This is a genomic window from Erwinia magellanica (genome assembly GCF_039023495.1).
Taxonomy (GTDB): domain Bacteria; phylum Pseudomonadota; class Gammaproteobacteria; order Enterobacterales; family Enterobacteriaceae; genus Erwinia.
The window spans coordinates 552,696-577,714 of record NZ_JBCHVC010000003.1 but is presented as its reverse complement, the minus strand read 5'-3'; the positions used below and the strand labels follow the sequence as shown (position 1 = coordinate 577,714).

General features: G+C 55.9%; 18 protein-coding genes, 1 tRNA gene and 1 rRNA gene. 13 read left to right on the top strand and 7 right to left on the bottom strand.

Annotated elements, in window-relative coordinates; genetic code table 11:
- Positions 1-175: 175 nt before the first annotated feature.
- From AAH450_RS14395 to aceK, 6 genes are all read left to right on the top strand, one after another.
- Positions 176-251: transfer RNA gene (locus AAH450_RS14395), tRNA-Thr, on the top strand.
- 32 nt (positions 252-283) lie between these two features.
- Positions 284-399, top strand: a 5S ribosomal RNA gene (rrf, locus tag AAH450_RS14390).
- A 474-nt stretch (positions 400-873) separates the two neighbouring features.
- Complete coding sequence (metA, locus tag AAH450_RS14385; protein ID WP_342910818.1) at positions 874-1,803, top strand: homoserine O-acetyltransferase MetA; 930 nt, start codon at positions 874-876, stop codon at positions 1,801-1,803.
- 347 nt (positions 1,804-2,150) lie between these two features.
- Positions 2,151-3,749: a malate synthase A gene (gene aceB, locus AAH450_RS14380; protein ID WP_342910817.1), complete on the top strand. Its 1,599-nt coding sequence runs from the start codon at positions 2,151-2,153 to the stop codon at positions 3,747-3,749.
- A gap of 18 nt (positions 3,750-3,767) precedes the next feature.
- On the top strand, positions 3,768-5,072 hold the full coding sequence (gene aceA / locus AAH450_RS14375) for an isocitrate lyase (RefSeq protein ID WP_342910816.1): 1,305 nt from the start codon (positions 3,768-3,770) through the stop codon (positions 5,070-5,072).
- Positions 5,073-5,091: 19 nt separating this feature from the next.
- Complete coding sequence (aceK, locus tag AAH450_RS14370) at positions 5,092-6,897, top strand: bifunctional isocitrate dehydrogenase kinase/phosphatase (protein ID WP_342910815.1); 1,806 nt, start codon at positions 5,092-5,094, stop codon at positions 6,895-6,897.
- On the opposite strand, the gene AAH450_RS14365 is transcribed toward aceK, so the two are convergent.
- From AAH450_RS14365 to iclR, 4 genes are all read right to left on the bottom strand, one after another.
- Positions 6,843-7,484 carry a bifunctional 4-hydroxy-2-oxoglutarate aldolase/2-dehydro-3-deoxy-phosphogluconate aldolase gene (locus AAH450_RS14365; RefSeq protein ID WP_342910814.1) on the bottom strand — a complete coding sequence of 214 codons (642 nt, stop codon included), beginning with the start codon at positions 7,482-7,484 and terminating at the stop codon, positions 6,843-6,845. The genes aceK and AAH450_RS14365 overlap by 55 nt on opposite strands.
- 13 nt (positions 7,485-7,497) lie before the next feature.
- Positions 7,498-9,318 carry a phosphogluconate dehydratase gene (gene edd, locus AAH450_RS14360; protein ID WP_342910813.1) on the bottom strand — a complete coding sequence of 607 codons (1,821 nt, stop codon included), beginning with the start codon at positions 9,316-9,318 and terminating at the stop codon, positions 7,498-7,500.
- Entirely contained in the window at positions 9,315-9,854 is a 540-nt protein-coding gene (gene gntK, locus AAH450_RS14355; protein ID WP_342910812.1) for a gluconokinase, read from the bottom strand. Before gntK ends, edd begins: the two co-directional genes overlap by 4 nt.
- Before the next feature lie 821 nt (positions 9,855-10,675).
- Entirely contained in the window at positions 10,676-11,503 is an 828-nt protein-coding gene (gene iclR, locus AAH450_RS14350; protein ID WP_342910811.1) for a glyoxylate bypass operon transcriptional repressor IclR, read from the bottom strand.
- Between the two features lie 198 nt (positions 11,504-11,701).
- On the opposite strand from iclR, the gene metH reads away from it, so the two are divergent.
- Complete coding sequence (metH, locus tag AAH450_RS14345; RefSeq protein ID WP_342910810.1) at positions 11,702-15,385, top strand: methionine synthase; 3,684 nt, start codon at positions 11,702-11,704, stop codon at positions 15,383-15,385.
- A gap of 409 nt (positions 15,386-15,794) precedes the next feature.
- Here the strand turns inward: metH and AAH450_RS14340 are convergent, their stop codons facing one another.
- Complete coding sequence (locus AAH450_RS14340) at positions 15,795-16,544, bottom strand: UTRA domain-containing protein (RefSeq protein WP_342910809.1); 750 nt, start codon at positions 16,542-16,544, stop codon at positions 15,795-15,797.
- Between the two features lie 208 nt (positions 16,545-16,752).
- On the opposite strand from AAH450_RS14340, the gene AAH450_RS14335 reads away from it, so the two are divergent.
- The 6 genes from AAH450_RS14335 (at position 16,753) to AAH450_RS14310 (ending at position 23,019) form a co-directional block, all read left to right on the top strand.
- Positions 16,753-17,814, top strand: coding sequence for an ABC transporter substrate-binding protein (locus tag AAH450_RS14335; RefSeq protein WP_342910808.1), 1,062 nt, complete (start codon positions 16,753-16,755; stop codon positions 17,812-17,814).
- Between the two features lie 9 nt (positions 17,815-17,823).
- Positions 17,824-18,642, top strand: coding sequence for an alkaline phosphatase family protein (locus tag AAH450_RS14330; RefSeq protein WP_342910807.1), 819 nt, complete (start codon positions 17,824-17,826; stop codon positions 18,640-18,642).
- Complete coding sequence (locus AAH450_RS14325; protein WP_342910806.1) at positions 18,639-19,478, top strand: ABC transporter permease; 840 nt, start codon at positions 18,639-18,641, stop codon at positions 19,476-19,478. Before AAH450_RS14330 ends, AAH450_RS14325 begins: the two co-directional genes overlap by 4 nt.
- A gap of 12 nt (positions 19,479-19,490) precedes the next feature.
- Positions 19,491-20,276 carry an ABC transporter permease gene (locus AAH450_RS14320; RefSeq protein WP_342910805.1) on the top strand — a complete coding sequence of 262 codons (786 nt, stop codon included), beginning with the start codon at positions 19,491-19,493 and terminating at the stop codon, positions 20,274-20,276.
- Between the two features lie 2 nt (positions 20,277-20,278).
- Positions 20,279-21,271, top strand: a complete 993-nt coding sequence (locus tag AAH450_RS14315; RefSeq protein WP_342910804.1) for an ABC transporter ATP-binding protein — start codon at positions 20,279-20,281, stop codon at positions 21,269-21,271.
- Positions 21,272-21,393: 122 nt separating this feature from the next.
- On the top strand, positions 21,394-23,019 hold the full coding sequence (locus AAH450_RS14310) for a Na/Pi cotransporter family protein (RefSeq protein ID WP_342910803.1): 1,626 nt from the start codon (positions 21,394-21,396) through the stop codon (positions 23,017-23,019).
- Positions 23,020-23,098: 79 nt separating this feature from the next.
- Here the strand turns inward: AAH450_RS14310 and panS are convergent, their stop codons facing one another.
- Together panS and aqpZ are read right to left on the bottom strand one after the other, a co-directional pair.
- A complete protein-coding gene (gene panS, locus AAH450_RS14305) occupies positions 23,099-24,016 on the bottom strand; it encodes a ketopantoate/pantoate/pantothenate transporter PanS (RefSeq protein WP_318788397.1) in 918 nt (305 codons plus the stop codon).
- Positions 24,017-24,177: 161 nt separating this feature from the next.
- Complete coding sequence (gene aqpZ, locus AAH450_RS14300; RefSeq protein WP_342910802.1) at positions 24,178-24,870, bottom strand: aquaporin Z; 693 nt, start codon at positions 24,868-24,870, stop codon at positions 24,178-24,180.
- Positions 24,871-25,019: the final 149 nt, after the last annotated feature.

Here is a 25,019-nt window from a genome sequence, read left to right as displayed (position 1 = left end):
TTTAAAAGCAGTAAACTGGTATAACGGGCAGTACGCTACTCTCAGAGAGTAGGACAGGCGAAGCCTGAACGTTGCGGCGCAACGGCCCGTAGGGTGAACGTGAGTTCATCAACTGCCAGGCATTACTTTAAAAGCAGTAAACGTGAGCACACCGTTTTCTGACAGAAATAAGCGTGCTGATATGGCTCAGTTGGTAGAGCGCACCCTTGGTAAGGGTGAGGTCCCCAGTTCGACTCTGGGTATCAGCACCAGTAACAATGCCGATTAATCGGATAAAGATTTGCCTGGCGGCTTTAGCGCGGTGGTCCCACCTGACCCCATGCCGAACTCAGAAGTGAAACGCCGTAGCGCCGATGGTAGTGTGGGGTCTCCCCATGCGAGAGTAGGGAACTGCCAGGCATCAAATAAAGCGATAACCCCGACCGTAAGGTCGGGGTTTTTTGCGTTCAGGTGCCATGAAAATTCGGTACAGGACAGCGGCGTGACCGCAAGTCAGGCAGGAGAATCTCCGCAGGCGCGGCGTGATGCCCAGCGGTGCAGAAGAATAAACAAAAAGGCCCCGCGCTGACGCTCGGGGCCTTTTTGTCAGCCGGGTTCAGCCAGCGACATCCTGGGATCAATGCACGCCTGGTTAGCGGTTTCAGTGAGGAGATGTTCCTCAGACTTCAGCGGGGCGATCTGCTTCTGGCTGCTTTATCAGCATGCCAGCCCGGATGCAGCGGTGATGGCCGCTGCCGTTTGTCGACCTCTTCAGCGAGCAGAGATGAAACATTTTCAACTACCCGATGAGACCTCGACATTCTGCTCCTGTCACGTTATCTTTAGCTGTCTGGATGTCTAAACGTTTAAATGGTTAAGTGAGGAAACAAGGTTATGCCAATCAGGGTACCCGATGAATTACCAGCCGTGAATTTTCTGCGGAACGAAAATGTCTTTGTGATGACCTCCACCAGGGCCAGCACGCAGGAGATCCGTCCGTTGAAAGTGCTGGTACTGAATCTGATGCCAAAAAAGATTGAGACCGAGAACCAGTTTCTCCGCCTGCTCTCTAACTCGCCGCTGCAAATCGACATTCAGCTGCTGCGTATCGACAGCCGTGAAACCCGCAATACGCCGATGGAGCATCTGAATAACTTTTACTGCAATTTTGAAGATATTCAGCACAATAACTACGATGGGCTGATTGTCACCGGTGCACCCTTAGGGCTGGTTGATTTCAATGATGTGGCCTACTGGCCGCAGATTCAGAAGGTGCTGCACTGGGCAAAAGAGCATGTTACCTCCACGCTGTTTGTCTGTTGGGCAGTACAGGCTGCGTTGAATATTCTGTATGGCATTCCAAAACAGACGCGGGAAACCAAACTATCCGGCGTTTATGATCATCAGATCCTGCATCCACACGCCCTGCTGACGCGCGGCTTCGATGATACCTTTCTGGCTCCTCATTCACGTTATGCCGATTTCCCGACGCAGCTGCTGCGTGATTACACCGATCTGGAAATTTTTGCTGAATCGGAGCAGACCGGGGCTTATCTGTTTGCCAGCAAAGACAAACGGCTGGCGTTTGTCACCGGGCATCCTGAATATGATGCGCTGACGCTGTCCGGGGAATATCATCGTGACTATGAAGCGGGTCTGAATCCGGAAATTCCCTATAATTATTTCCCTCAAAATAATCCTGAGCTTCCGCCGCGTGCCAGCTGGCGCAGCCACGGTAACCTGCTGTTTTCTAACTGGCTGAACTACTATGTTTACCAGATCACGCCATTTGATCTTCGCCATATGAACCCAAGCCTGGATTAATTTTCGTTACAGAAAAAAGGGCCTGCGATTACCCGCGTCATGCCCTTTTTTTATCGCCTTTTCCCGCCGCGATCGCCACCAGCCCCTCTCCTGATCCTATTGATCCTGCATGCTTTTTTCCTGATTTCAGCAAATAAAAATGTGCTGTGAAAGTCATTTCTTTTCATGAATAAAATAAAAAAACATTAAATTCAATTGGTTAATAGACATCCATTGATAAAATGGAAATAGTTTTTGATTTTATATTTTAGATAATTATATCTTGTCCCAGCGGGTTAAAAATTACCCAGCAGCAAAGCGTCCTGCAAAGGATGTTATCCCATGCGATTGGTGACGGGAGTAGAGCTATGACACAACAGGTTATTAGCACGGAGCTGGAGTTCCAGCGCCCATTTGCTCAGGCAGAAAAGCAGATCCTGACGGATGCCGCAGTCGATTTTCTCGGCGAACTGGTGGCACGCTTCACGCCGCGGCGTACTGCATTGCTTGCGGCAAGAGCAGAGCAACAGCAGCGTTTCGACAGGGGTGAGTTACCAGGTTTTATTACGGAAATGGATTCCATAAAACAGAGTGAATGGAAAATTCGCGGCATTCCGGAGGATCTGCAAAACCGTCGGGTAGAAATTACCGGCCCCGTAGAGCGCAAAATGGTGATCAATGCGCTTAATGCCAACGTTAATGTGTTTATGGCGGACTTTGAAGACTCGCTGGCACCGTCGTGGGAGAAAGTGATCGAAGGACAGATCAACCTGCGCGATGCGGTTAACGGGACCATCAGCTACAGCAACGAAGCCGGGAAAATCTATCAGCTGAAACCCAATCCTGCGGTGCTGGTCTGCCGGGTACGCGGTCTGCACCTGCCGGAAAAGCATGTGACCTGGCGCGGCGCGGCGATACCGGGCAGCCTGTTCGATTTCGCCCTCTACTTTTTCCATAATGTGGATGCTCTGCTGGCCAAAGGCAGCGGCCCCTATTTCTATCTGCCAAAGACGCAAAGCTGGCAGGAAGCGGCCTGGTGGAGCGAAGTTTTCAGCTATGCCGAAGATCGTTTCGATCTGCCGCGCGGCACGATCAAGGCCACGCTGCTGATCGAAACGCTACCTGCGGTATTCCAGATGGACGAGATCCTGTTCAACCTGCGCGATCATATCGTCGGGCTGAACTGCGGACGCTGGGACTACATCTTCAGCTACATCAAAACCCTGAAAAATCATCCCGATCGCATTCTGCCAGACCGTGACTCGGTGACTATGGAAAAGGGCTTTCTGGAGGCCTATTCAAAACTGCTGATCAAAACCTGCCACCGGCGTGGCGCTCTGGCGATGGGCGGCATGGCGGCGTTTATCCCCAGCAAAGAGCAGGAGCGCAATCAATGGGTACTCAATCGGGTGAAGGCGGATAAAGCGCGTGAGGCGGCAAACGGTCACGACGGCACATGGATTGCCCATCCGGGCCTTGCGGACACGGTAATGGCGGTATTCGATGCGGCGCTGGGCGACAGGCAAAATCAGCTTGATGTACGGCGTGAAGAGGATGCGCCTGTGACAGCGGAGCAGCTGCTGGCTCCCTGTGCTGGCGAGCGCACCGGGGCGGGTATGCGCGCCAATATCCGCGTCTCGGTGCAGTACATCGAAGCATGGATTTCCGGCAACGGCTGCGTGCCCATTTATGGGTTGATGGAAGACGCCGCCACGGCTGAAATTTCCCGTACCTCCATCTGGCAGTGGATCCACCACGGTAAAACGCTGGCAAGCGGCGAACAGGTGACAGAAGCGCTGTTCCGTCGGATGCTGGCCGAAGAGATGCTGGTTATCCAGCAGGAGCTGGGCGATCAACGTTTCTCTCAGGGACGTTTCAGCGAGGCCGCTGCGCTGATGGAGCGCATCACCACCGAATCCGAGCTGGTAGAGTTTCTGACACTGCCTGGCTACAGCTTGCTTCACTGATCAACAGGGGATAGCGCTATGACTTCACGTACCCAACAAATCGAACAGCTTGAACAAACCTGGCACGATGCCCGCTGGGAGGGCATTACCCGTCCTTACTCCGCTGAAGAGGTGATTAAACTGCGCGGCTCGGTGAATCCCGCCTGTACGCTGGCGCAGAATGGAGCAGCGAAACTCTGGACACTGCTGAACGGCGGGGCGAAAAAAGGCTATATCAACAGCCTTGGTGCCCTGAGTGGCGGCCAGGCGCTGCAACAGGCCAAAGCCGGGATTGAGGCTGTCTATCTCTCCGGCTGGCAGGTCGCGGCCGATGCCAATCTGGCAGGCAGCATGTATCCGGACCAGTCGCTCTATCCGGCCAATTCTGTGCCCTGCGTCGTGGAGCGGATTAATAACACTTTCCAGCGCGCCGACCAGATCCAGTGGGCAAATCAGATTGAGCCGGATGACCCGCGTTATGTGGATTACTACCTGCCGATTGTCGCGGATGCGGAAGCGGGATTTGGTGGCGTGCTGAATGCTTTTGAACTGATGAAAGCGATGATTCAGGCTGGCGCTGGCGGCGTGCATTTCGAGGATCAGCTCGCCTCTGCCAAGAAGTGCGGCCATATGGGCGGCAAGGTGCTGGTGCCAACGCAGGAAGCGATTCAGAAGCTGGTTGCGGCGCGGCTGGCGGCGGATGTTATGGCGGTGCCAACGGTGCTGATCGCCCGTACGGATGCGGATGCCGCCGACCTGATCACCTCTGACTGCGATGACTATGACCGCGAATTTATCACCGGTGAGCGCACCCCTGAAGGTTTCTTCCGCACCCGTGCCGGTATTGAGCAGGCGATTAGCCGTGGCCTGGCCTATGCGCCCTATGCCGATGTCCTGTGGTGCGAAACCTCCACGCCGGATCTGGCGCTGGCCAGACGCTTCGCCGCGGCGATCCATGCCCGCTTCCCCGGTAAGCTGCTGGCCTATAACTGTTCCCCCTCTTTTAACTGGAAGAAAAATCTCGACGATCCGACTATTGCGCATTTTCAACAGGCGCTGAGCGAGATGGGCTACCGCTTCCAGTTCATTACGCTGGCGGGGATCCACAGCATGTGGTTCAACATGTTCGATCTGGCGCAGGCCTATGCGCAGGGAGAGGGTATGCGTCACTACGTGGAGAAGGTTCAGCAGCCTGAGTTTGCCGCCCGTGAGCAGGGTTACACCTTCTCCTCGCACCAGCAGGAAGTGGGAACCGGCTATTTCGACAGCGTGACCACTATCATCCAGGGCGGTGTCTCATCGGTCACGGCGCTGACGGGGTCGACGGAAGAGCAGCAGTTCTGATTATCTGAGAGAGGCCCTCATGTCATCACTGGAAACGCTGATAGCCCATACCATTTTGCAGGGATTTGATGCGCAATACGGTCGCTTTCTGGAGATAACATCGGGGGCGCAGCACCGTTTTGAACAGGCGGACTGGGCTGCCGTCCAGGCCGCCATGAAAGCGCGTATTCATCTTTACGACCGCCACGTGGGGCTGGTGGTAGAGCAGCTTCGTCACATCACCGGCGGGCCGGACGTTGACGGTGATTTTCTGTTACGGGTGAAGGCCATTTACGCCCGATTGCTGCCTGACTACCCTCGTTTTGAAATCGCCGAAAGCTTTTTTAATTCAGTCTATTGCCGTTTGTATAATCATCAACTGCTGACGCCTGAAAGGCTGTTTATCTTCAGCTCTCAGCCGGACAGGCATCACATCCTCTCCCGCCCGCTGGCAAAAACGTTCCCCGCCAACGGTAACTGGCAGGCATTACTCAGTAACGTTCTGCTCGGTCTGCCGCTGCGCCTGCCCTGGGAGGATCTTCAGCGCGACATTGGCTTTGTTATCGCCCATCTGCGGGAAAACTTCGCACAGCAGGAGCTGGATGAGGGATCGCTTGAAGTGGCAAACGAGCTTTTTTTCCGCAACAAGGCGGCCTGGCTGGTAGCAAAACTGCGGCTCAGCAGCGGCGTTTATGCCTTCCTGCTTCCGGTTCATCGCAGCGAGCGGGGTGAGCTTTTGCTTGATACCTGCCTGACGCGCAAGCGTGAAGCCAGCATCGTGTTTGGCTTTGCCCGCACCTATTTTATGCTCTATGCCCCGTTGCCCGCTGCGCTGGTGGCGTGGTTACGTGAGATCCTGCCCGGAAAAACCACCGCTGAGCTTTACATGGCAATCGGCTGCCAGAAGCACGGCAAAACCGAATGCTACCGTGAGTATTTGCAGTTTATGGCGGCTACCACAGAGCCTTATGTCATCGCACCCGGCGTAAGGGGGTTAGTAATGCTGGTCTTCACGCTGCCCGGTTACGAACGGGTGTTCAAGGTAATTAAAGATCGGTTTGCACCGCAAAAAGAGGTCACGCCGGAGCGGGTCAGAGCCTGCTATCAGCTGGTGAAAGAGCATGACCGCGTGGGGCGTATGGCAGATACCCAGGAGTTTGAAAATTTTGCGCTGGATCGCGCACGCATCAGCGAGCCGCTGTGGCTGGCAATGCAGCAGGAGATCCCGGAGAAAATTCAGGTGCAGGGAGAAAAAGTGATCGTCAGCCACCTCTATCTGGAGCGACGGATGATGCCGCTGAATCTCTGGCTGGAGCAGGCGGATGACCAGCAGCGCCGTGAAGCGATTGAAGAGTATGGCAACGCCGTGAAGCAGCTGGCGGCCGCCAATATCTTCCCTGGCGACATGTTGTATAAAAACTTCGGCGTAACCCGGCACGGGCGCGTGGTGTTTTATGATTACGATGAAATCAGCTACATGACGGAGGTGAACTTCCGTGAGATCCCTGCCTGCCGTTATCCGGAGGATGAGCTGAGCCAAGAGCCGTGGTACAGCGTCTCGCCGGAGGATATTTTTCCGGAAGAGTTCCGCCATTATCTCTGTGTCGATCCGGCTGTTGCGCGGTTATTTGAGGAGATGCATGCGGAGCTGTTTACCGCCCGCTTCTGGCGTGGTCTGCAACAGCGGATCCGGGAAGGGCATATCGAAGATGTATTTGCCTATCGCCGCCGACAACGTTTTTGCCAGCGTTATCCGCAGAGCCTGCCGGTAAGCCAGGCTCTGCGGCTGGATCAGGCAGAGGCGCCTGCTACCGCTTCACAGGCCAGCGCGGTAATACGGTCATAATCGCCCATCTCCAGCGCATCGTTGGGCACCAGCCAGGAGCCACCGATGCAGTGCACGCTTTTCAGCGCCAGGTAATCACGATAATTGGCAAGGGAGATACCGCCCGTCGGGCAGAAACGGACCTGAGGGAACGGGCCGGCAATCGCCTGTAGCGCCTTAACACCGCCGTTTGCTTCTGCCGGGAAGAATTTAAACTCCCGCAGACCATAATCCATTCCCAGCATCAGTTCAGAAACGGTGCTGATCCCAGGGATCAGTGGGATCGAACCGGCATTGGCCGCCTTCAGAAGATCCTCCGTCAGGCCGGGGCTGATCGCAAACTGCGCCCCAGCTTCGGTAACCTGCTTCAGTTGCTGCGGATTGATCACCGTGCCCGCGCCGACGATCGCTTCCGGCACCTGCCGGGCAATGGCCTGAATGGCATCCACTCCACAGGCTGTGCGCAGCGTTACTTCCAGCACTCGTACGCCGCCCGCCACTAACGCTTTCGCCAGCGGCACCGCATGCTCCAGCTTATTGATGACGATTACCGGGACGACCGGACCGGAGGTCAGGATCTGCTCAGCGCTGGTTTTCCAGTTATTCATAAAGGATTCTCCGTTAAAATTTGATGCAGCAGGCACCCTGTTCGGCACCCGAAAGCTGGCTGCGTAGCGCGCTAAAGAGTTCGCGTCCGGAACCAGTGTGTTCAGCACTCAGGTCTGGCTGAGAGGTGGTGCGTGCCGCCAGCACATCGTTATCAACCTGTAGCGCCAGCTCGCCGGTGCGACCATTAACACGGATGCTGTCGCCATTACGGACTTTTGCCAGCAGGCCGCCGGTACAGGCTTCCGGGGTGACATGGATGGCTGAAGGCACCTTGCCGGATGCGCCAGATAAACGGCCATCAGTGACCAGCGCCACCTTAAAGCCGCGATCCATCAGCACGCCAAGCGGCGGCATCAGCTTATGCAGTTCCGGCATGCCGTTGGCCTGCGGCCCCTGGAAGCGAACCACCACCACACAATCTTTGTTCAGTTCGCCAGCCTCAAAAGCGGGCAGAACATCATGCTGGCTTTCAAACACCACGGCGGGCGCTTCGATAACCTGATTGTCAGCCGGCACCGCAGAGGTTTTCATTACCGCGCGGCCCAGGTTGCCCTGCAACACTTTTGTGCCGCCATGCTGCTCGAAGGGGTGTGATACGGATGCGATCACTTTGTCATTGAGGGATGTTTCGGTACCTTCCCGCCAGGCCAGCTTGCCGTTATCCAGCCAGGGTTCCTGGATATAGCGATGCAGACCAGATCCGGCCACGGTTTCAACATCTTCATGCAGTAAGCCGTGGTTCAGCAGCTCACGTACCAGCAAAGCCACGCCACCAGAGGCCTGGAACTGGTTAATGTCCGCCGGGCCGTTCGGATAGATGCGGCACAGCAGGGGGATGGCCTCGGAGAGGTCGGAGAAATCATCCCAGTTAATCTGAATGCCTGCCGCGCGCGCCATCGCCACCATATGCATGGTCAGATTGGTCGAGCCGCCGGTGGCAAGCAGCGCCACAATCCCGTTTACCACGACTTTTTCATCGACCAGCCTGCCCACGGGCAGGTAATTGCCTGAGGTTTCCGTCAGACGCGTGACCTGACGGGCTGCGGCTTCAGTCAGTGCCTCGCGCAGCGGCGTATCGGGATGGACAAAGGAAGAGCCGGGCAGATGCAGCCCCATCACTTCCATAATCATCTGGTTGGTATTGGCGGTGCCGTAAAAGGTACAGGTACCAATGCCATGATAGGAGGCAGCCTCCGCTTCCAGCAGAGCCTGTCGATCGGCTTTGCCTTCAGCATAGAGCTGGCGCACGCGTACTTTTTCTTTATTCGGCAGGCCGCTGCTCATTGGGCCAGCGGGGATAAACAACGCCGGAAGATGACCGAATGAGAGGGCAGCCATAACCAGGCCCGGCACGATTTTATCGCAGATGCCCAGGAACAGCGCGCCATCGAACATGTTATGGGAAAGGCCGACAGCAGCGGACATGGCGATAATATCGCGACTCATCAGCGACAGCTCCATGCCATCCTGGCCCTGAGTCACGCCGTCACACATGGCGGGCACGCCGCCCGCTACCTGGCCTACCGCACCTGTCTGACTCAGGGCGCGGCGGATTTTATCCGGGTAAGTTTCGTAGGGCTGGTGGGCAGAAAGCATGTCGTTGTAAGCGGTGATAATGGCGATATTGCTGCGCACCATATTTTTCAACGCTGTTTTATCGTCAGGCTGGCAGGTAGCAAACCCATGCGCCAGGTTGCCGCAGGCCAGCCTGGCGCGCTGCACGGTTTTGGAACGGGCGGTCTCTATGCGCGCCAGATAGGCGCTTCGGGTCTCAGCGGAACGCTCAATAATGCGTTGTGTAACTTGCGCGATGACGGGATGAACGGTGTTCATGCGCAGGCTTCCTGTGGCTGAAAGTGTTGAATATGCGCAACGGCGTCGGCAATCACCTGCTCCAGCGGCTGGTTGATATCGATGATTTTCACGTCGCTCTCTTCCGGGCCAGGCTGCTCAAGCGCAGCGAACTGGCTGACCAGCATCTGGGTTTTGAAGAAATGGCCGCTGCGTGCGGCAAGGCGCGCTTCAATAACCGGAAAATCCCCGTGCAGATAGATAAACGAGAGGTTGCTGTTACCGGCCCGCAGTCGATCGCGGTAGTGCTTTTTCAGGGCAGAGCAGACGATGATCGAGACTTCATTGGTACGCTGCATGGCAAAAGCCGCATCATTAAGGGCGCTAAGCCAGGGCGCACGATCGCCATCATCCAGCGCCATGCCAGCCGCCATTTTCTGAATGTTATCGCGCGGATGGAGGAAGTCGCCATCCAGCATGCCCGCAGAGAGCTGGCGTGCAACGCTGGCGGCGACAGCAGATTTGCCGCTGCCGGAAACGCCCATAACAACGTAGATTCGGTGATGTTGATTGCTCATAGCTCAGCTCCCAAAGTGAAAAGGCGCACCCTTTGTTAGCGGTGTTACCGGTAACATTGTGCTCTGGCATTGTTGAGGGAATGCGCAGCGTGCGCAATCAGAATGGGTGGGATTCGGTGGTAATTGTGATCCGCTTCAAAGTTTGCTGAGTGAGGAGGGCCATGTGCTAAGGGCAAAAGACATGTCGTCTGGATGTTTTGATAACTGGGTCCGGAAGCTTCGTTGTCGTTTGTTATAGCTGAAACTGTTGCCAGGAATTTGACCTGTGGTGACGCCTTACCACCGCACCTGGTTTTGACCTGTGCGATCGCCATACTCACCAGCGACACGAAAATTATTGGATGACGCTTATCACCGCATCTGATTTTGACCTGGCTCTCACCAGACTCACCAACGACGCCAAAATTATTGGGTGGCGCCTTACCACCGCACCTGGTTTTGCCCTGTGCGATCGCCATACTCACCAACGATGCCAAAATTTTCGGGTGGCGCCATAGGGCACCTTAGCCGAGTGTATGCCGCATGGATGCGGCATCCAAGCCTCCAGGGAAGGATTTACGGCGTCTCGGATAAGGTGCCCTATGGTGACGCCATACCACCGGACCTGATTTTGACCTGTGCGATCGCCAGACTCACCAGCGACACGAAAATTATTGGATGGCGCTTATCACGGCACCTGGTTTTGACCTGTGGTGACGCCATACCACCGGACCTGATTTTGACCTGTGCGATCGCCATACTCACCAACGATGCCAAAATTTTCGGGTGACGCCTTACCACCGCACCAGGATTTTGCCCTGTGCCCTCACCAGACTCACCGCTTACCCGCCATACTCGCGGGTGATCTCTTTGGCGGCTTTAATCACCAACGCACCCAGCTCCGTTACCCGGTCATCGGTGATGCGGGAAACTGGGCCGGAAATGGAAATAGCGGCGAAAGGTTCGTGATGCTCATCGTAAATAGTGGCGGCCACGCAGCGTAACCCAAGCGCGTGCTCTTCATCATCAAAGGAAAAGCCCATTTTCCGCACCAGTGCCAGGTTTTCTTTCAGGCTCTGCGGCGACGTCAGGGTTTGCGGCGTGTAATGGTGCAGCCCCTGGCGATGCAGCAGTTCACTGACCTGAGCATCATTCAGATTAGCCAGAAACGCTTTTCCCGCTCCTGAGGCATGCATCGGCAGCTTGCCGCCGATCGGCGCGGACATGCGCATCAGCTGCGTACACTGAACCTGATCGATGATCACCGCCTGACGATCGCTAAGATCCAGAACAGCCAGATTCACCGTCTCACCGGAATCTTCCATTAACTTGCGCAGCATCGGGTGAACCAGCGCCAGCAGATTCCGACTTTGCAGAAAACTGCTGCCGACCACAAACGCATGTGCGCCAATCGTCCACAAACCCAGATCGCCCACCTGACGTACAAACCCCTGCTGCTGCATGGTGGTCAGCAGGCGATGCGTAGTCGAATTGGGTAAACCGGCCTGCTGTGCCAGCTCGGTCAGCGCTACGCTGCCGTGGGAGTCGGCAATAAATTCCAGCAGTTTCAGGCCACGGGTCAGCGACTGGACCTGTCCGGCAGGTTGAGCGGGTTGAGCGGCAGCAGCGCGAGGTTTTTTACCGCGTTTCGCCACGACGGGGGTCGCCATGTCTGACTCCTTAATTTTCACCATGTGGAAATCATTTTCGTTTTATTGGCTGATAATGCAACGGCAGCTTTACTGGTCAGAGGTGTTCACAGGGTTAACTGAAAATGTCTCATGGTCGGTTACTTTTACCTGCGCAAAAGTTGTGCCAGTATGGTTCGCTGGCATATTTGCCATTGGGTTGAGGTTGAAGGGGCTAGAGTGAGCAACAGAAGAGAAGCGCTGCATCAGCAGCTGGCGAAACGCATCATGCTGCTGGACGGCGGTATGGGAACCATGATCCAGAGCTATCGCCTGGAAGAGAGTGATTTTCGCGGCGAACGCTTTGCCGACTGGCAGAGCGACCTGAAGGGAAATAACGACCTGCTGGTGCTGACCCGTCCGGAAGTGATCAGCGAGATCCACAACGCTTATCTGGAAGCGGGTGCCGATATTCTCGAAACCAATACCTTCAACTCAACCACCATTGCGATGGCTGATTACCATATGGAGTCGCTGTCGGCAGAAATTAACTACGTTGCCGCTAAGCTGGCGCGTGCCTGCGCAGATGAGTGGACGGCCCGCACGCCAGAGAGACCGCGCTATGTCGCTGGGGTGCTGGGTCCCACCAACCGCACCTGCTCTATCTCCCCCGACGTCAACGATCCCGCCTTCCGTAACGTAACCTTTAACCAGCTGGTGGAAGCGTACCGTGAATCTACCCGCGCGCTGGTTGAAGGCGGCGCGGATATCATCATGATCGAGACCGTATTTGACACGCTCAATGCCAAAGCCGCCATTTTTGCGGTACAAAGCGAATTTGAAGCGCTGGGTATTGAGCTACCGCTGATGATCTCCGGCACCATCACTGATGCCTCGGGCCGCACGCTTTCCGGCCAGACTACCGAAGCCTTCTATAACTCGCTGCGCCATGCTCAGCCGCTGTCGTTTGGCCTTAACTGCGCGCTGGGGCCAGATGAGCTGCGTCAGTATGTGGCGGAACTTTCCCGCATTGCGGAAGGTTACGTCACGGCGCACCCGAACGCCGGGTTGCCGAATGCGTTTGGCGAATATGACTTAGATGCCACCATCATGGCGGAGCAAATTGGTGAGTGGGCGCAGTCCGGCTTCCTGAACATTGTGGGCGGCTGCTGCGGCACCACGCCAGAGCACATCGCGGCTATGGCCAGAGCGGTGGAGGGCATCGCGCCACGTCCGCTGCCGGTGCTGCCGGTGGCCTGCCGCCTTTCCGGCCTTGAACCGCTGACTATCAGTGCGGAGTCGCTGTTTGTAAACGTCGGTGAAAGAACTAACGTTACCGGCTCGGCAAAATTTAAACGGCTGATTAAAGAAGATAAATATAACGAAGCTCTCGAAGTTGCGCTTCAGCAGGTTCAGAGCGGCGCGCAGATTATCGATATCAACATGGATGAAGGGATGCTGGATGCGGAAGCGGCAATGGTCCGCTTCCTGAATCTTATTGCCGGAGAGCCGGATATCGCCCGCGTACCGATTATGATCGACTCCTCTAAATGGGAGGTGATTGAAAAAGGGCTGCAATGCATTCAGGGCAAAGGCATCGTTAACTCCATCTCGATGAAAGAGGGCGTGGAGGCCTTTATCCACCACGCTAAGCTGGTACGCCGTTACGGTGCCGCGATGGTGGTAATGGCATTTGATGAGGTGGGCCAGGCAGATACCCGCGAACGCAAAATTGAGATTTGTCGCCGCGCCTACAAGATCCTGACTGAAGAAGTCGGTTTCCCGCCTGAAGACATCATTTTCGACCCCAATATCTTTGCGGTCGCTACCGGGATTGATGAACATAACAACTACGCAATGGACTTTATCGGCGCCTGTGAAGATATCAAGCGTGAACTGCCGCACGCGATGATTTCAGGCGGCGTGTCGAACGTCTCCTTCTCGTTCCGCGGCAACGACCCGGTGCGCGAAGCGATTCATGCCGTATTCCTCTATTACGCTATCCGCAACGGCATGGATATGGGCATCGTCAACGCCGGACAGCTGGCGATCTATGATGATCTGGACGCTGACCTGCGTGAAGCGGTTGAAGATGTGGTGCTCAACCGCCGCGACGACGGTACCGAGCGGCTGCTGAACCTGGCAGAAAAGTACCGCGGCACAAAATCGGATGAGGGCAGCACCAAACCGCAGGCCGAATGGCGCAGTTGGGAAGTGGAGAAACGCCTTGAATATTCGCTGGTAAAAGGCATCACCGAATTTATTGAGGAAGATACCGAAGCGGCCCGACAAAATGCCAGCCGCCCGATTGAGGTCATTGAAGGCCCGCTGATGGCGGGCATGAACGTGGTGGGCGATCTGTTTGGCGAAGGCAAAATGTTCCTGCCACAGGTGGTGAAATCTGCCCGCGTAATGAAACAGGCGGTGGCGTACCTGGAGCCTTACATTGAGGCCAGCAAAGAGAAGGGCAGCACCAACGGTAAAATCGTGCTGGCGACGGTAAAGGGCGACGTGCACGACATTGGCAAAAACATTGTTGGCGTGGTGTTGCAGTGCAATAACTATGAAATCATCGATCTTGGCGTAATGGTGCCGAGCGATAAAATTCTTAAAACGGCCAGAGAGCACAACGCCGACATTATCGGCTTGTCCGGCCTGATCACCCCGTCGCTGGATGAAATGGTTAACGTGGCGAAAGAGATGGAGCGGCAGGGCTTTACTCTGCCGCTGCTGATTGGCGGCGCAACCACCTCAAAAGCCCATACGGCGGTAAAAATTGAACAGAACTACAGCGGGCCGACGGTCTATGTGCAAAATGCTTCACGCACCGTTGGCGTGGTCTCCGCGCTGCTGTCAGCCACGCAGTACGAGGGCTTTGTCGCCCGCACGCGAAAAGAGTACGACACGGTGCGTATCCAGCATGCGCGTAAAAAGCCCCGCACGCCGCCGGTGAGTTTGCAGGTCGCACGGGATAACGAACTGGCGCTGGACTGGGAAAACTATACGCCTCCGGTAGCCCACAGGCTGGGTGTGAGCGAAGTAAGCGCTAACATTGAAACCTTGCGCCACTATATCGACTGGACGCCTTTCTTTATGACCTGGTCGCTGGCCGGAAAATATCCGCGCATCCTGGAAGATGAAGTGGTTGGCGAAGAGGCGAAGCGCCTGTTAGCCGACGCCAACGCGATGCTGGATGAGCTTAGCGCGAAAAAATCCCTGAATCCGCGCGGTGTGGTAGGGATCTTCCCGGCTAACCGGGTCGGTGACGATATTGAAATTTACAGCGATGAATCCCGCTCTCATGTTTTGCAAGTAAGTCATCACTTACGTCAGCAGACAGAAAAGACGGGATTTGCGAATTATTGCCTTGCTGATTTCGTGGCCCCCAAATCGAGTGGTAAAGCTGATTACCTTGGCGCATTTGCCGTAACGGGCGGGCTTGAAGAGGATGCGCTGGCCGAGGCTTATGACGCGCAGCATGATGATTACAATAAAATCATGGTGAAGGCGCTGGCTGACCGTCTGGCGGAAGGTTTTGCAGAGTATCTGCACGAGCGCGTGCGTAAGGTTATCTGGGGCTTTGCCGCTACGGAAAATCTCAGCAATGAAGAGCTGATCCGGGAAAATTATCAGGGTATCCGGCCTGCGCCGGGCTATCCCGCCTGCCCGGAACATACGGAAAAAGAGACGATCTGGAAGCTGCTGGATGTGGAGACGCATACCGGCATGAAGCTGACCGAATCCTTTGCTATGTGGCCGGGAGCCGCAGTCTCCGGCTGGTATTTCAGTCATCCGGAGAGCAAATATTTCGCCGTGGCACAGCTCCAGCGCGACCAGATTACAGACTACGCCCGGCGTAAAGGCATGCCGGTAAGCGAAGTGGAGCGCTGGCTGGCACCTAATCTGGGCTACGACGCCGACTGATCGTACAGGGCGAGCCGCCTGACGGCTTGCTCTGCATCTTTTTACAGAGAGACTGCCTTTCTTCAGTCCCAGGCTTTGCCCCGCATTTTCTTACAAAGGTGGGCCTTCCTTTAGCCCCAGGTTTTGCCCCGCATCGTCTTACAGAGGGAGTGCCTTCCTTCAGCCCCAGGCTTTGCCCCGCATTTTCTTACAAAGGTGGGCCTTCCTTTAGCCCCAGGTTTTGCCCCGCATCGTCTTACAGAGGGAGTGCCTTCCTTCAGCCCCAGGCTTTGCCCCGCATCTTCTTACAGCGGTAGTGCCTTCCTTCAGTCCCAGGCTTTGCCCCGCATATTCTTGCAGATGTACTGCCTTCCTTCAGTCCCAGACTTTGCTCCGCATCTTCTTACAGCGATAGTGCCTTCCTCTGGCTTCAGCCTGTGCCCGTATTCCCGTCAGGAGCCGCGCTCCCTTCCTCTTCCCTGACCTGCACGTCGATATAGAGGGCATCATAGCGCCAGTATTCGTAATCACAGTCGATAATGCGATCCTGCTGGTCGCGGTTAATGCGCGTGATAAACAGCGCCGGGCTGCCTGCGGCCACTTTCAGCGCAGGCGCGGCAAGGGCTGGTAAGGGGGTTGGCAGCATAGTAAAACCGACGCGTCCATAGCGGATGCCATACTCCTCATGGTAAAGAGTGGTCAGCGAACGGGTCAGATCAAAACTCATCAGGTCCGGAAAATAGTGCGGGTTGAGGTAGTGCTCTACGTAAAGCACCGCGCGACCATCAATACGACGCAGCCGGCGGATGCAATACACCTCTTCGCCTTCCTGCATGGCAAGCTGCTGCGCCAGCGCAGCAGGCAGGCTCACCCGCCGGGCATCCAGCACTTCAGTCTCTGCTCTGCGTCCCTGCTTTTCCGCCATCGCATGGAAATGGCTGCGCAGAAGCGGGTCATAAGCCAGGCGAGGTGGCGCAATAAACCAGCCACGGCGTAGCTCGCGGTAGATCATGCCCTGCGCCTCAAGCTGCCCTAAGGCCTCACGAAGCGTGATGCGGGTGGTGGAGAAATGATCGCTCAGTTCCCGCTCGGAAGGCAGTCGGCCATTGACCGCATACTCACCGCTGGCGATCCGGCTGGCCAGCGTCTGGCAAATAACATCTACGGTTAACGCTTTCATCACATATAAGCCTCAATATGGTGCGAAGCTGCACATAAACAGCACGACCTTCGCGCATAAAATCCTTTCCCCTGCTATCAGAGAATATGGACTAGTCCACGCCCCCGCCTGCGCTGACATAAAACTGTCATCCTGCCAGGCTAGATTGGCTCGGATCTTGCTGGACTAGTCCAGAAGGCCACTCAACTTATCATCCGGAGCTGCATTTATGAAACCTTTGTTCGCCTCTGTGTTAGCCAGTGCCATCATGCTTGCCCTCCCGGCCGCCTATGCAGCCGATACCGATCTCGCCGCGCTTGAAAAAGCGGCTAAAACCGAAGGTCAGGTCAACAGCGTCGGCATGCCGGACAGCTGGGCCAACTGGAAAGGAACCTGGGAAGATATCAGCAGCAAATATGGCATTAAACATAGCGATACCGATATGTCGAGCGCTCAGGAGCTGGCGAAATTTGCTGCTGAAAAGAGCAACGCCACGGCAGATATAGGTGACGTTGGCGCTGCTTTCGGGCCGGTTGCCGTGCAAAAAGGTCTGGCACAGCCTTACAAACCCAGCACCTGGGATCAGGTGCCTGAGTGGGCAAAAGACAAAGAGGGGAACTGGGCGCTGGCCTATACCGGCACTATCGCTTTTATCGTAAATAAAGATCAGGTTAAAGATATCCCCCACAGCTGGGCCGACCTGAAAAAAGGTAAGTATGTGGTCACTATCGGTGACGTTGGGGTAGCAGCTCAGGCAGCTAACGGCGTGCTGGCGGCGGCCTATGCCATGGGCGGCAGCGAGAAGGATCTGAAGCCGGCACTGGCTTTCTTTAGTGAGCTGGCGAAAGAGGGCCGTCTGGGCGTAACCGACCCGGTTATCGCTAACATCGAAAAAGGTGAAATTCAGGTGGCTGTAGTCTGGGACTTCAACGGCCTGAATTACCGCGATCAGATTGATAAAAGTAAGTTTGAGGTAGTGATCCCGTCTGACGGCTCAATCACCTCCGGCTACACCACCATCATCAACAAATATGCCAAACACCCGAACGCCGCCAAACTTACCCGCGAATATATCTTCTCTGATGCCGGCCAGATCAACCTGGCGCGTGGCTATGCCCGTCCTATCCGTGCCGGGCATTTAACGCTGCCAGCGGACGTGCAGGCCAAACTGCTGCCTGACTCTGAATATAAAAATGCCCACCCGATTGCTGACGTGGCAGCCTGGGATAAAGCATCCAAAATGCTGCCTCGTCTGTGGCAGGAAAATGTCATCGTTAACATGAAGCAATAAGGATAAGAGATGAAAACGATTCTGGTAGTGCTGGATGGCCTGAGCTTTGAAGTGGCTCAGCATGCAATGGGTTACCTGCATGCCGAGTGCGCGCAGGGGAAGGGGCAGCTCTACCAGATGACCTGCGAGCTTCCTTCGCTTTCCCGTCCGCTGTATGAATGCATTCTTACCGGCGTAACGCCGGTGAGAAGCGGCATTATCCACAATGAGGTCACTCGTCTGAGTACAGAGCGCAGTATTTTTCACTATGCGCGCGATGCCGGGCTGACCACCGCGGCGGCGGCCTACCATTGGGTGAGCGAACTCTACAATCGCTCGCCCTGGCAACCCGCCCGCGATCGCCATACTGAAGACGTCTTGCTGCCCATCCAGTATGGCCATTTTTATTACGATGACGGCTATCCCGATTCGCACCTGTTTGAGGATGCGGAGAGCCTGCGTCTGCGCTTTGATCCCGATTTCCTGCTGATCCATCCCATGAATATTGATGATGCCGGCCATAAGTTCGGTCTCTCCACGCCGCAGTACCGCAACCGCGCCCGTATGGCGGATGGTTATCTGTCGCGCTGGATGCCCGGCTGGCTGGCCGAAGGCTATCAGGTGGTGGTGACCGCCGATCACGGCATGAACGATGACCGCAGCCATGGCGGCACGCTGCCGGAGGAGACGCAGGTGCCGCTGTTCGTATTCGGCAGCGCTTTTTCTCTGCAAAACGATGCGGCGCCTCTGCAAACGGAGCTGTGCGGCACGCTGTGTGACATTCTTGGTGTGGATCATGACAAGTCTGTCTGCCCTGAACTGTTGAGTGTGCAGGAGAACGCATCATGAAAGGCAGAGGGATAGCGCTGCTTTGCCTGCTTCCTTTTGCGATCTTTTACCTCGCCTTTCAGATTGCGCCGCTGGTCTGGATAGCCATTAACAGCTTCTACAGCGAGATGAATGAAGCGTGGGGATGGAGCAACTACAGCGATATCTTCACCTCTACTTTTTACCAGCAGGCGATCCGCTTCTCGCTGGATATCTCTTTCTGGTCGAGCTTTTATGGCCTGATCATCGCGCTGGTGGGCGGCTATTCGCTACACCAGCTCGGGAGCGGCAAGCTGCACCGTTTCTTTATGTCCTTTACCAACATGACCAGCAATTTTGCTGGCGTCCCGCTGGCGTTCGCCTTTGTTATCCTGCTGGGGCTGAACGGCTGCCTGACCCTGCTGATGCGTAAATATGGCCTGATGGAAGGGTTCAAGCTTTACTCCACGCAGGGGCTGATTGTGGTGTACACCTGGTTTCAGATCCCGCTGGGGCTGCTGCTGCTCTATCCGGCGTTTGACGGGCTGAAGAAGGAGTGGGAGGAGTCAGCGGCCCTGCTCGGTGCCAGCCGGTTGCGCTTCTGGCTGCATATCGGTCTGCCCATCCTTACCCCGGCGCTGTTGGGCACCTTTGTGATCCTGCTGGCAAATGCTCTGGGCGCTTACGCCACAATCTATGCGCTGACCACGGGAAACTTCAATGTTATCCCGGTGCGTATTGCCGCGCTGGTCTCGGGCGATATCTCACTTGATCCCCATATGGGCAGCGCGCTGGCGATGGTGCTGGTGGTGCTGATGTCAGTGATTACTATTGTTCATCAGTGGCTGGTGCGCCGCAGCTATCAACATGCGCGCTAACGGAGAGCCTCAATGTCGCGAACGGAATTTATCTATCATCGGGTGATTGTCTGGCTGGTATTTTTGATCCTTGCCTTGCCGCTGGTTGCCACGCTGCTCTATGCGCTGGCTACCGGCTGGGGGGCCACCATTGTGCCTGATGGCTTTACCCTGAAATGGATTATCCAGCTCTGGGGCGATCCGCGCTTTTTGGTGGCGCTGTGGCACTCGCTGCTGATCTGCTTTGGCGCGCTCTTCTTCTCGCTGGTGCTGGTGCTGCCTACGATGTTTGTGATCGCTTACTACTTCCCAAAACTCGATGCGGTGATGAACGTGCTGATCCTGATGCCCTTTGCCGTGCCGCCGGTTGTCTCTTCAGTGGGGTTACTCCAACTCTATTCAGAGCCGCCGCTGATGTTGACCGGCACGCCATGGATCCTGATTGGCTGCTACTTCACCATTGCGCTGCCGTTTATCTACCGTGCCATCTCCAACAATATGCAGGCGATTAACATGCGCGAGCTGATTGATGCGGCGCATCTGCTGGGGGCCAGCACGTGGCAGGCTGCCCTGCTGGTCGTGCTGCCAAACCTGCGCAAAGGGGCGCTGATTGCGGTGCTGCTTTCGTTCTCGTTTCTTATCGGCGAGTTTGTGTTTGCTAACATGCTGGTGGGCACCAGCTATGAAACGCTACAGGTTTACCTCTATAACGTGCGCAATGCCAGTGGTCACTTCAGCAGCGCGCTGGTTATCTCCTATTTCTTTGTTGTCCTGCTGGTGACCTGGCTGGCAAATGCCCTGAACCGCGAGCGAGGCTGAAAATGAGTTACTTAAGCGTCACCCAACTGAACAAAAGCTACGGCCCAACGTCGATTTTTCAGGAGATTAATTTCACCGCCAGCGAAGGCGAATTTGTCACGCTGCTTGGCCCCAGCGGCTGCGGAAAATCGACCCTGCTGCGCTGCCTGGCGGGGTTGACGTCAGTGGACAGCGGGCAAATTCTGCTACAGGGCCAGGACATTGTGCCGCTGACGCCGCAGAAACGCTCGATAGGCATGGTGTTCCAGAGCTATGCGCTGTTCCCGAACATGAGCGTTGAGCGCAACGTGGCCTTTGGGCTGAAAATGCAGAAGCTGCCCGCTGCGGATATTCAGCGCCGGGTGGGAGAAGTCCTGGAGCTGGTGGAGCTGACAGATTATGCGAAGCGCTATCCACATCAGCTTTCTGGCGGCCAGTGTCAGCGCGTGGCGCTGGCCCGTTCGCTGGTGACGCAGCCGCGCCTGCTGTTACTGGATGAGCCGCTCTCGGCGCTTGATGCCCGTATTCGCCGCCATCTGCGCGACCAGATCCGTCGCATTCAGAAAGAGCTGAACCTTACCACCCTGTTTGTCACCCACGATCAGGAAGAGGCGCTGACGCTCTCCGACCGCATCGTGCTGATGAATAAAGGGAAAATTGTACAAAATGGCAATGCCGAATCCCTCTATACTCAACCGGTAGACCTCTTCGCCGCCGGGTTTATCGGCAATTATAACCTGTTGAGTGCTGAGCAGGCTTCCCGGCTCACAGGAGAGACCTTCAGCGGTCAGGTGGCGCTTCGCCCGGAATCTGTGGCTTTCTGTTCGCCGGAACAGGGCATACCGGCAGAAATTCTCAGCCACAGCCTGCTGGGCAACGTCATCCGTTACCGCGTTAAGGCGCAAGACGTTGAACTGATGGTGGATGTGCTGAACCGTTCTGTGGAAGATTTGCATCCGGCGGGTTATCGGGTGGGTCTGCATCTGGACAAAATGACGCTGCGGGAAGTCGCTTAACGGTACAGATATCACGCTGATTAAAAAGATTTTTTTCAGCTAACCGACTAAACTTAATAGCGTAGGCAGAACGGGTCGCCCGTTCCGAACGTATCAGATTAAGAAGTTGGAGGTCTACATCGGTGTTAACCCTGCTTAATTTGCTCTCTGCCGTCGCGCTGCTGGTCTGGGGTACACACATAGTGCGTACCGGCATCATGCGCGTTTACGGCGCTGATTTACGTCGCGTGCTCAGCAAGAGTGTGGAAAAGAAACCGATGGCGTTTGTGGCTGGCATTGGCGTTACCGCGCTGGTGCAGAGCAGCAACGCCACCACGCTGCTGGTCACCTCATTTGTGGCGCAGGAGCTGGTTGGTCTGACGCCCGCGCTGGTGATTATCCTGGGGGCAGACGTCGGTACGGCGCTTATGGCGCGGATCCTGACGTTCGATCTCTCCTGGCTCTCTCCGCTGTTTATCCTGTTTGGCGTGGTGTTTTTCCTTGGTCGTAAGCAAACGCGAGCCGGACAGCTTGGCCGCGCCAGCATCGGCCTGGGGCTGATACTGCTTGCCCTGCAACTGATTGTGGCTGCGGCTACCCCTATCACCCAGGCGTCCGGCGTAAAAGTTATCTTCTCCTCGCTCACTGGCGATGTGATGCTGGATGCGCTGCTGGGTGCCGTTTTCGCCATTATCAGCTATTCCAGCCTCGCGGCGGTGCTGATCACCGCTACGCTTACGGCAACCGGCGTTATCTCGTTTAAAGTGGCGTTATGTCTGGTGATTGGTGCCAACCTGGGCAGCGGGCTGCTGGCGATGCTGAACAACAGCGCGTCGAATGCCGCCGGAAAACGGGTGGCGCTGGGCAGTTTACTCTTTAAATTTATTGGCTCGCTGATGGTGCTGCCGTTTGTCGACCCCCTGGCCGATCAGTTACAAAGGTTGCCGGTCAACGACGAAGAGCTGGTGATTTTTTTCCACGTCTTCTACAACCTGATCCGCTGCCTGATTATGGTGCCGTTTACCGATCCAATGGCCAGGCTCTGTACGCGGCTAATCGGTGATGAGAAGGAGACCGAGCTGCGTCTGAAACCCCGCCATCTGGACAAAAGTGCGCTGGACACGCCTGCATTAGCCCTTGCTAACGCCTCAAGAGAGACGCTACGCATGGGCGATGTGCTGGAGCAGATGCTGGCCACTTTCAGCAAGGTGATGCATGGCGAGCTTCGGGAAGAGCGGGAGATCCGCAAGCTGGATGATGATGTGGATGTGCTCTACACCGCCATCAAACTCTATCTGGCGCAGATGCCGAAAGAGGATCTGCCTGAAGAGGATTCCCAACGCTGGGCGGAAATCATTGAAATGGCACTGAATCTGGAAATGGCTGGCGATATTCTGGAAAGGATGAGCGGCGACGTGGCCGATAAATCGCTGACGGCGCGACGGGCATTTTCGGTCGAAGGCCTGAGCGAACTGGACGCGTTAATGGAGCAACTGGCCGGAAACCTGCGTCTTGGCCTGTCGGTGTTTTTATCAAGAGATATCACCAGCGCCAGGCGCCTGCGCCGGGCCAAGCACCGCTTCCGCATCACTAACCGCCGTTACTCCCATAAGCATGTGGACCGCCTGCATCAGCAAAACGTGCAGAGTATTGAAACCAGCTCGCTGCATCTGGGGCTGCTGGGCGATATGAAGCGTCTGAATTCACTATTCTGCGCGGTGGCCTACAGCGTGCTTGAACAGCCGGATGATGCGCGGGATGAGGAGTAAGCGTCCCGGCGGGAGAAGATCCGCCGGGAAAGCTGCGCCGTTTGCGTGCCCGTAAAGAGCACGACTGCGCTTCAGGGCATTACTTTTTCTTTATCGGTTTGCCTGACCAGTAGCCCGCCAGCAGTGAGCCAGAGAGGTTGTGCCAGACAGAGAAGAGCGCACCGGGCAACGCCGCCAGCGGCGAGAAGTAGAGCTTGCCCAGGGTGGCGGCCAGACCGGAGTTCTGCATCCCCACTTCCAGCGCCAGCGTGCGGCAGGTGGACTCATCAAAGCCAAACAGCTTGCCGCCCCAGTAGCCGCCCAACAGACCGATCGCGTTATGCAGCATCACCGCCACAATCACCATCAGACCAACGGAGCCGATAAAGCTCTGGCTACCTGCCACCACCGCGCTGATGATCAGCAGAATGCAGACCATAGAGAAGGCTGGCAGATAAGGCTCCACGCGTCTGACCAGGCTGTTCATGGTGTGATGAATAACCAAACCAATACTGATAGGTACCACCACGATCTTCACAATGCTCAGCAGCATACCGACCACATCCACCTGAATATGGGTATCCACATAGAGTTTGGTCAGCAACGGCGTGGCAAACACGCCCACCAGGGCAGAGACCGATGAGATAGTAACGGAGAGCGCGACGTCACCCTTAGCCAGATAGATCATGACGTTAGACGCGGTGCCGCTGGCAACGCTGCCCACCAGAATCATGCCCGCCGACAGGTCGGGCGGCATATGAAACAGCTTAGCCAGTCCCCATGCCGCCAGCGGCATGACCAGATAATGCAGGAAGGTACCGGCAATGACCGGTGCCGGGCGCGTCAGCACCCGTTTGAAATCGTTGATGTTTAGCGTGACGCCCATCCCGAACATAATCAGCATCAGCAGGTAAGTGACCCAGGGGCCGATGCCAAGAAAGGTGGTAGGGGAGTAGTAGGCGGCAACAGAGAGCAGAACTGCCCATAACGGGAACAGCCGGGTAATAGTGGCGAACATAGCCAGACTTCCTTTTTTTTAGGTTGTGTTTGTTTTTTGCAGGTTTTGCCATCAGACAGATCACGGTTTCCGGAACGAGGAAAAAGTGAACGCAGAATCATAGCATTAAATAACGGTGGGGGAAGCGTGGGCCAGAGGGGCTGGCCCACGGCGGGTAGGGATTACTCTTTGTGGGCCAGCAGATAACGGTAGAGCAGCCCCCCAACGATGCCGCCAACAGCGGGCATCAGCCAAAACATCCACAGCTGCTGAACGGCCCAGCCGCCCTGGAAAATAGCCACAGCCGTACTTCTTGCCGGGTTAACAGACGTATTGGTGACCGGAATGCTGACCAGATGGATCAGGGTCAGCGCCAGACCGATAGCGATTGGCGCAAAACCCGCCGGAGAACGCTTGTCCGTCGCGCCGTGAATAACGATCAGGAAGAGTGCAGTCAGCACCCCTTCACTCACCATGCCGGAGAGCAGTGAGTAGCCGCCGGGTGAATGCTCACCAAAGCCATTAGAGGCGAAACCGCTGGCCGCTGCATCAAAACCGCTCTGCCCACTGGCGATAACATACAATACGGCTGCGGCGGCGATACCGCCGAGCACCTGGGCCACGATATAGATCGCTATCTGCGAGGCAGGAAAGCGTCCGCCAGCCCACAGCCCCAGCGTGACCGCTGGATTAAAATGCCCACCAGAGATATGCCCCACGGCGTAAGCCATTGTCAGCACGGTTAAGCCAAACGCCAGCGCAACGCCGGCAAAGCCGATCCCCAGCGCCGGGAATCCTGCTGCCAGCACTGCGCTACCACATCCTCCAAAAACCAGTACAAAAGTACCGAAAAATTCTGCCATAAACTTCCGCATAAAAACCTCAAACACTCCTGAATTTACCAGGAACGGGATTATCGTTACGGAACGGGATAATTCAAGCTATGCCTTTTTTATCTGCGTCAAAATTGATCTGAACAGGTTTTTTCGCCACAGATGCCGTCATCTTTATAGAAAATTCCTAT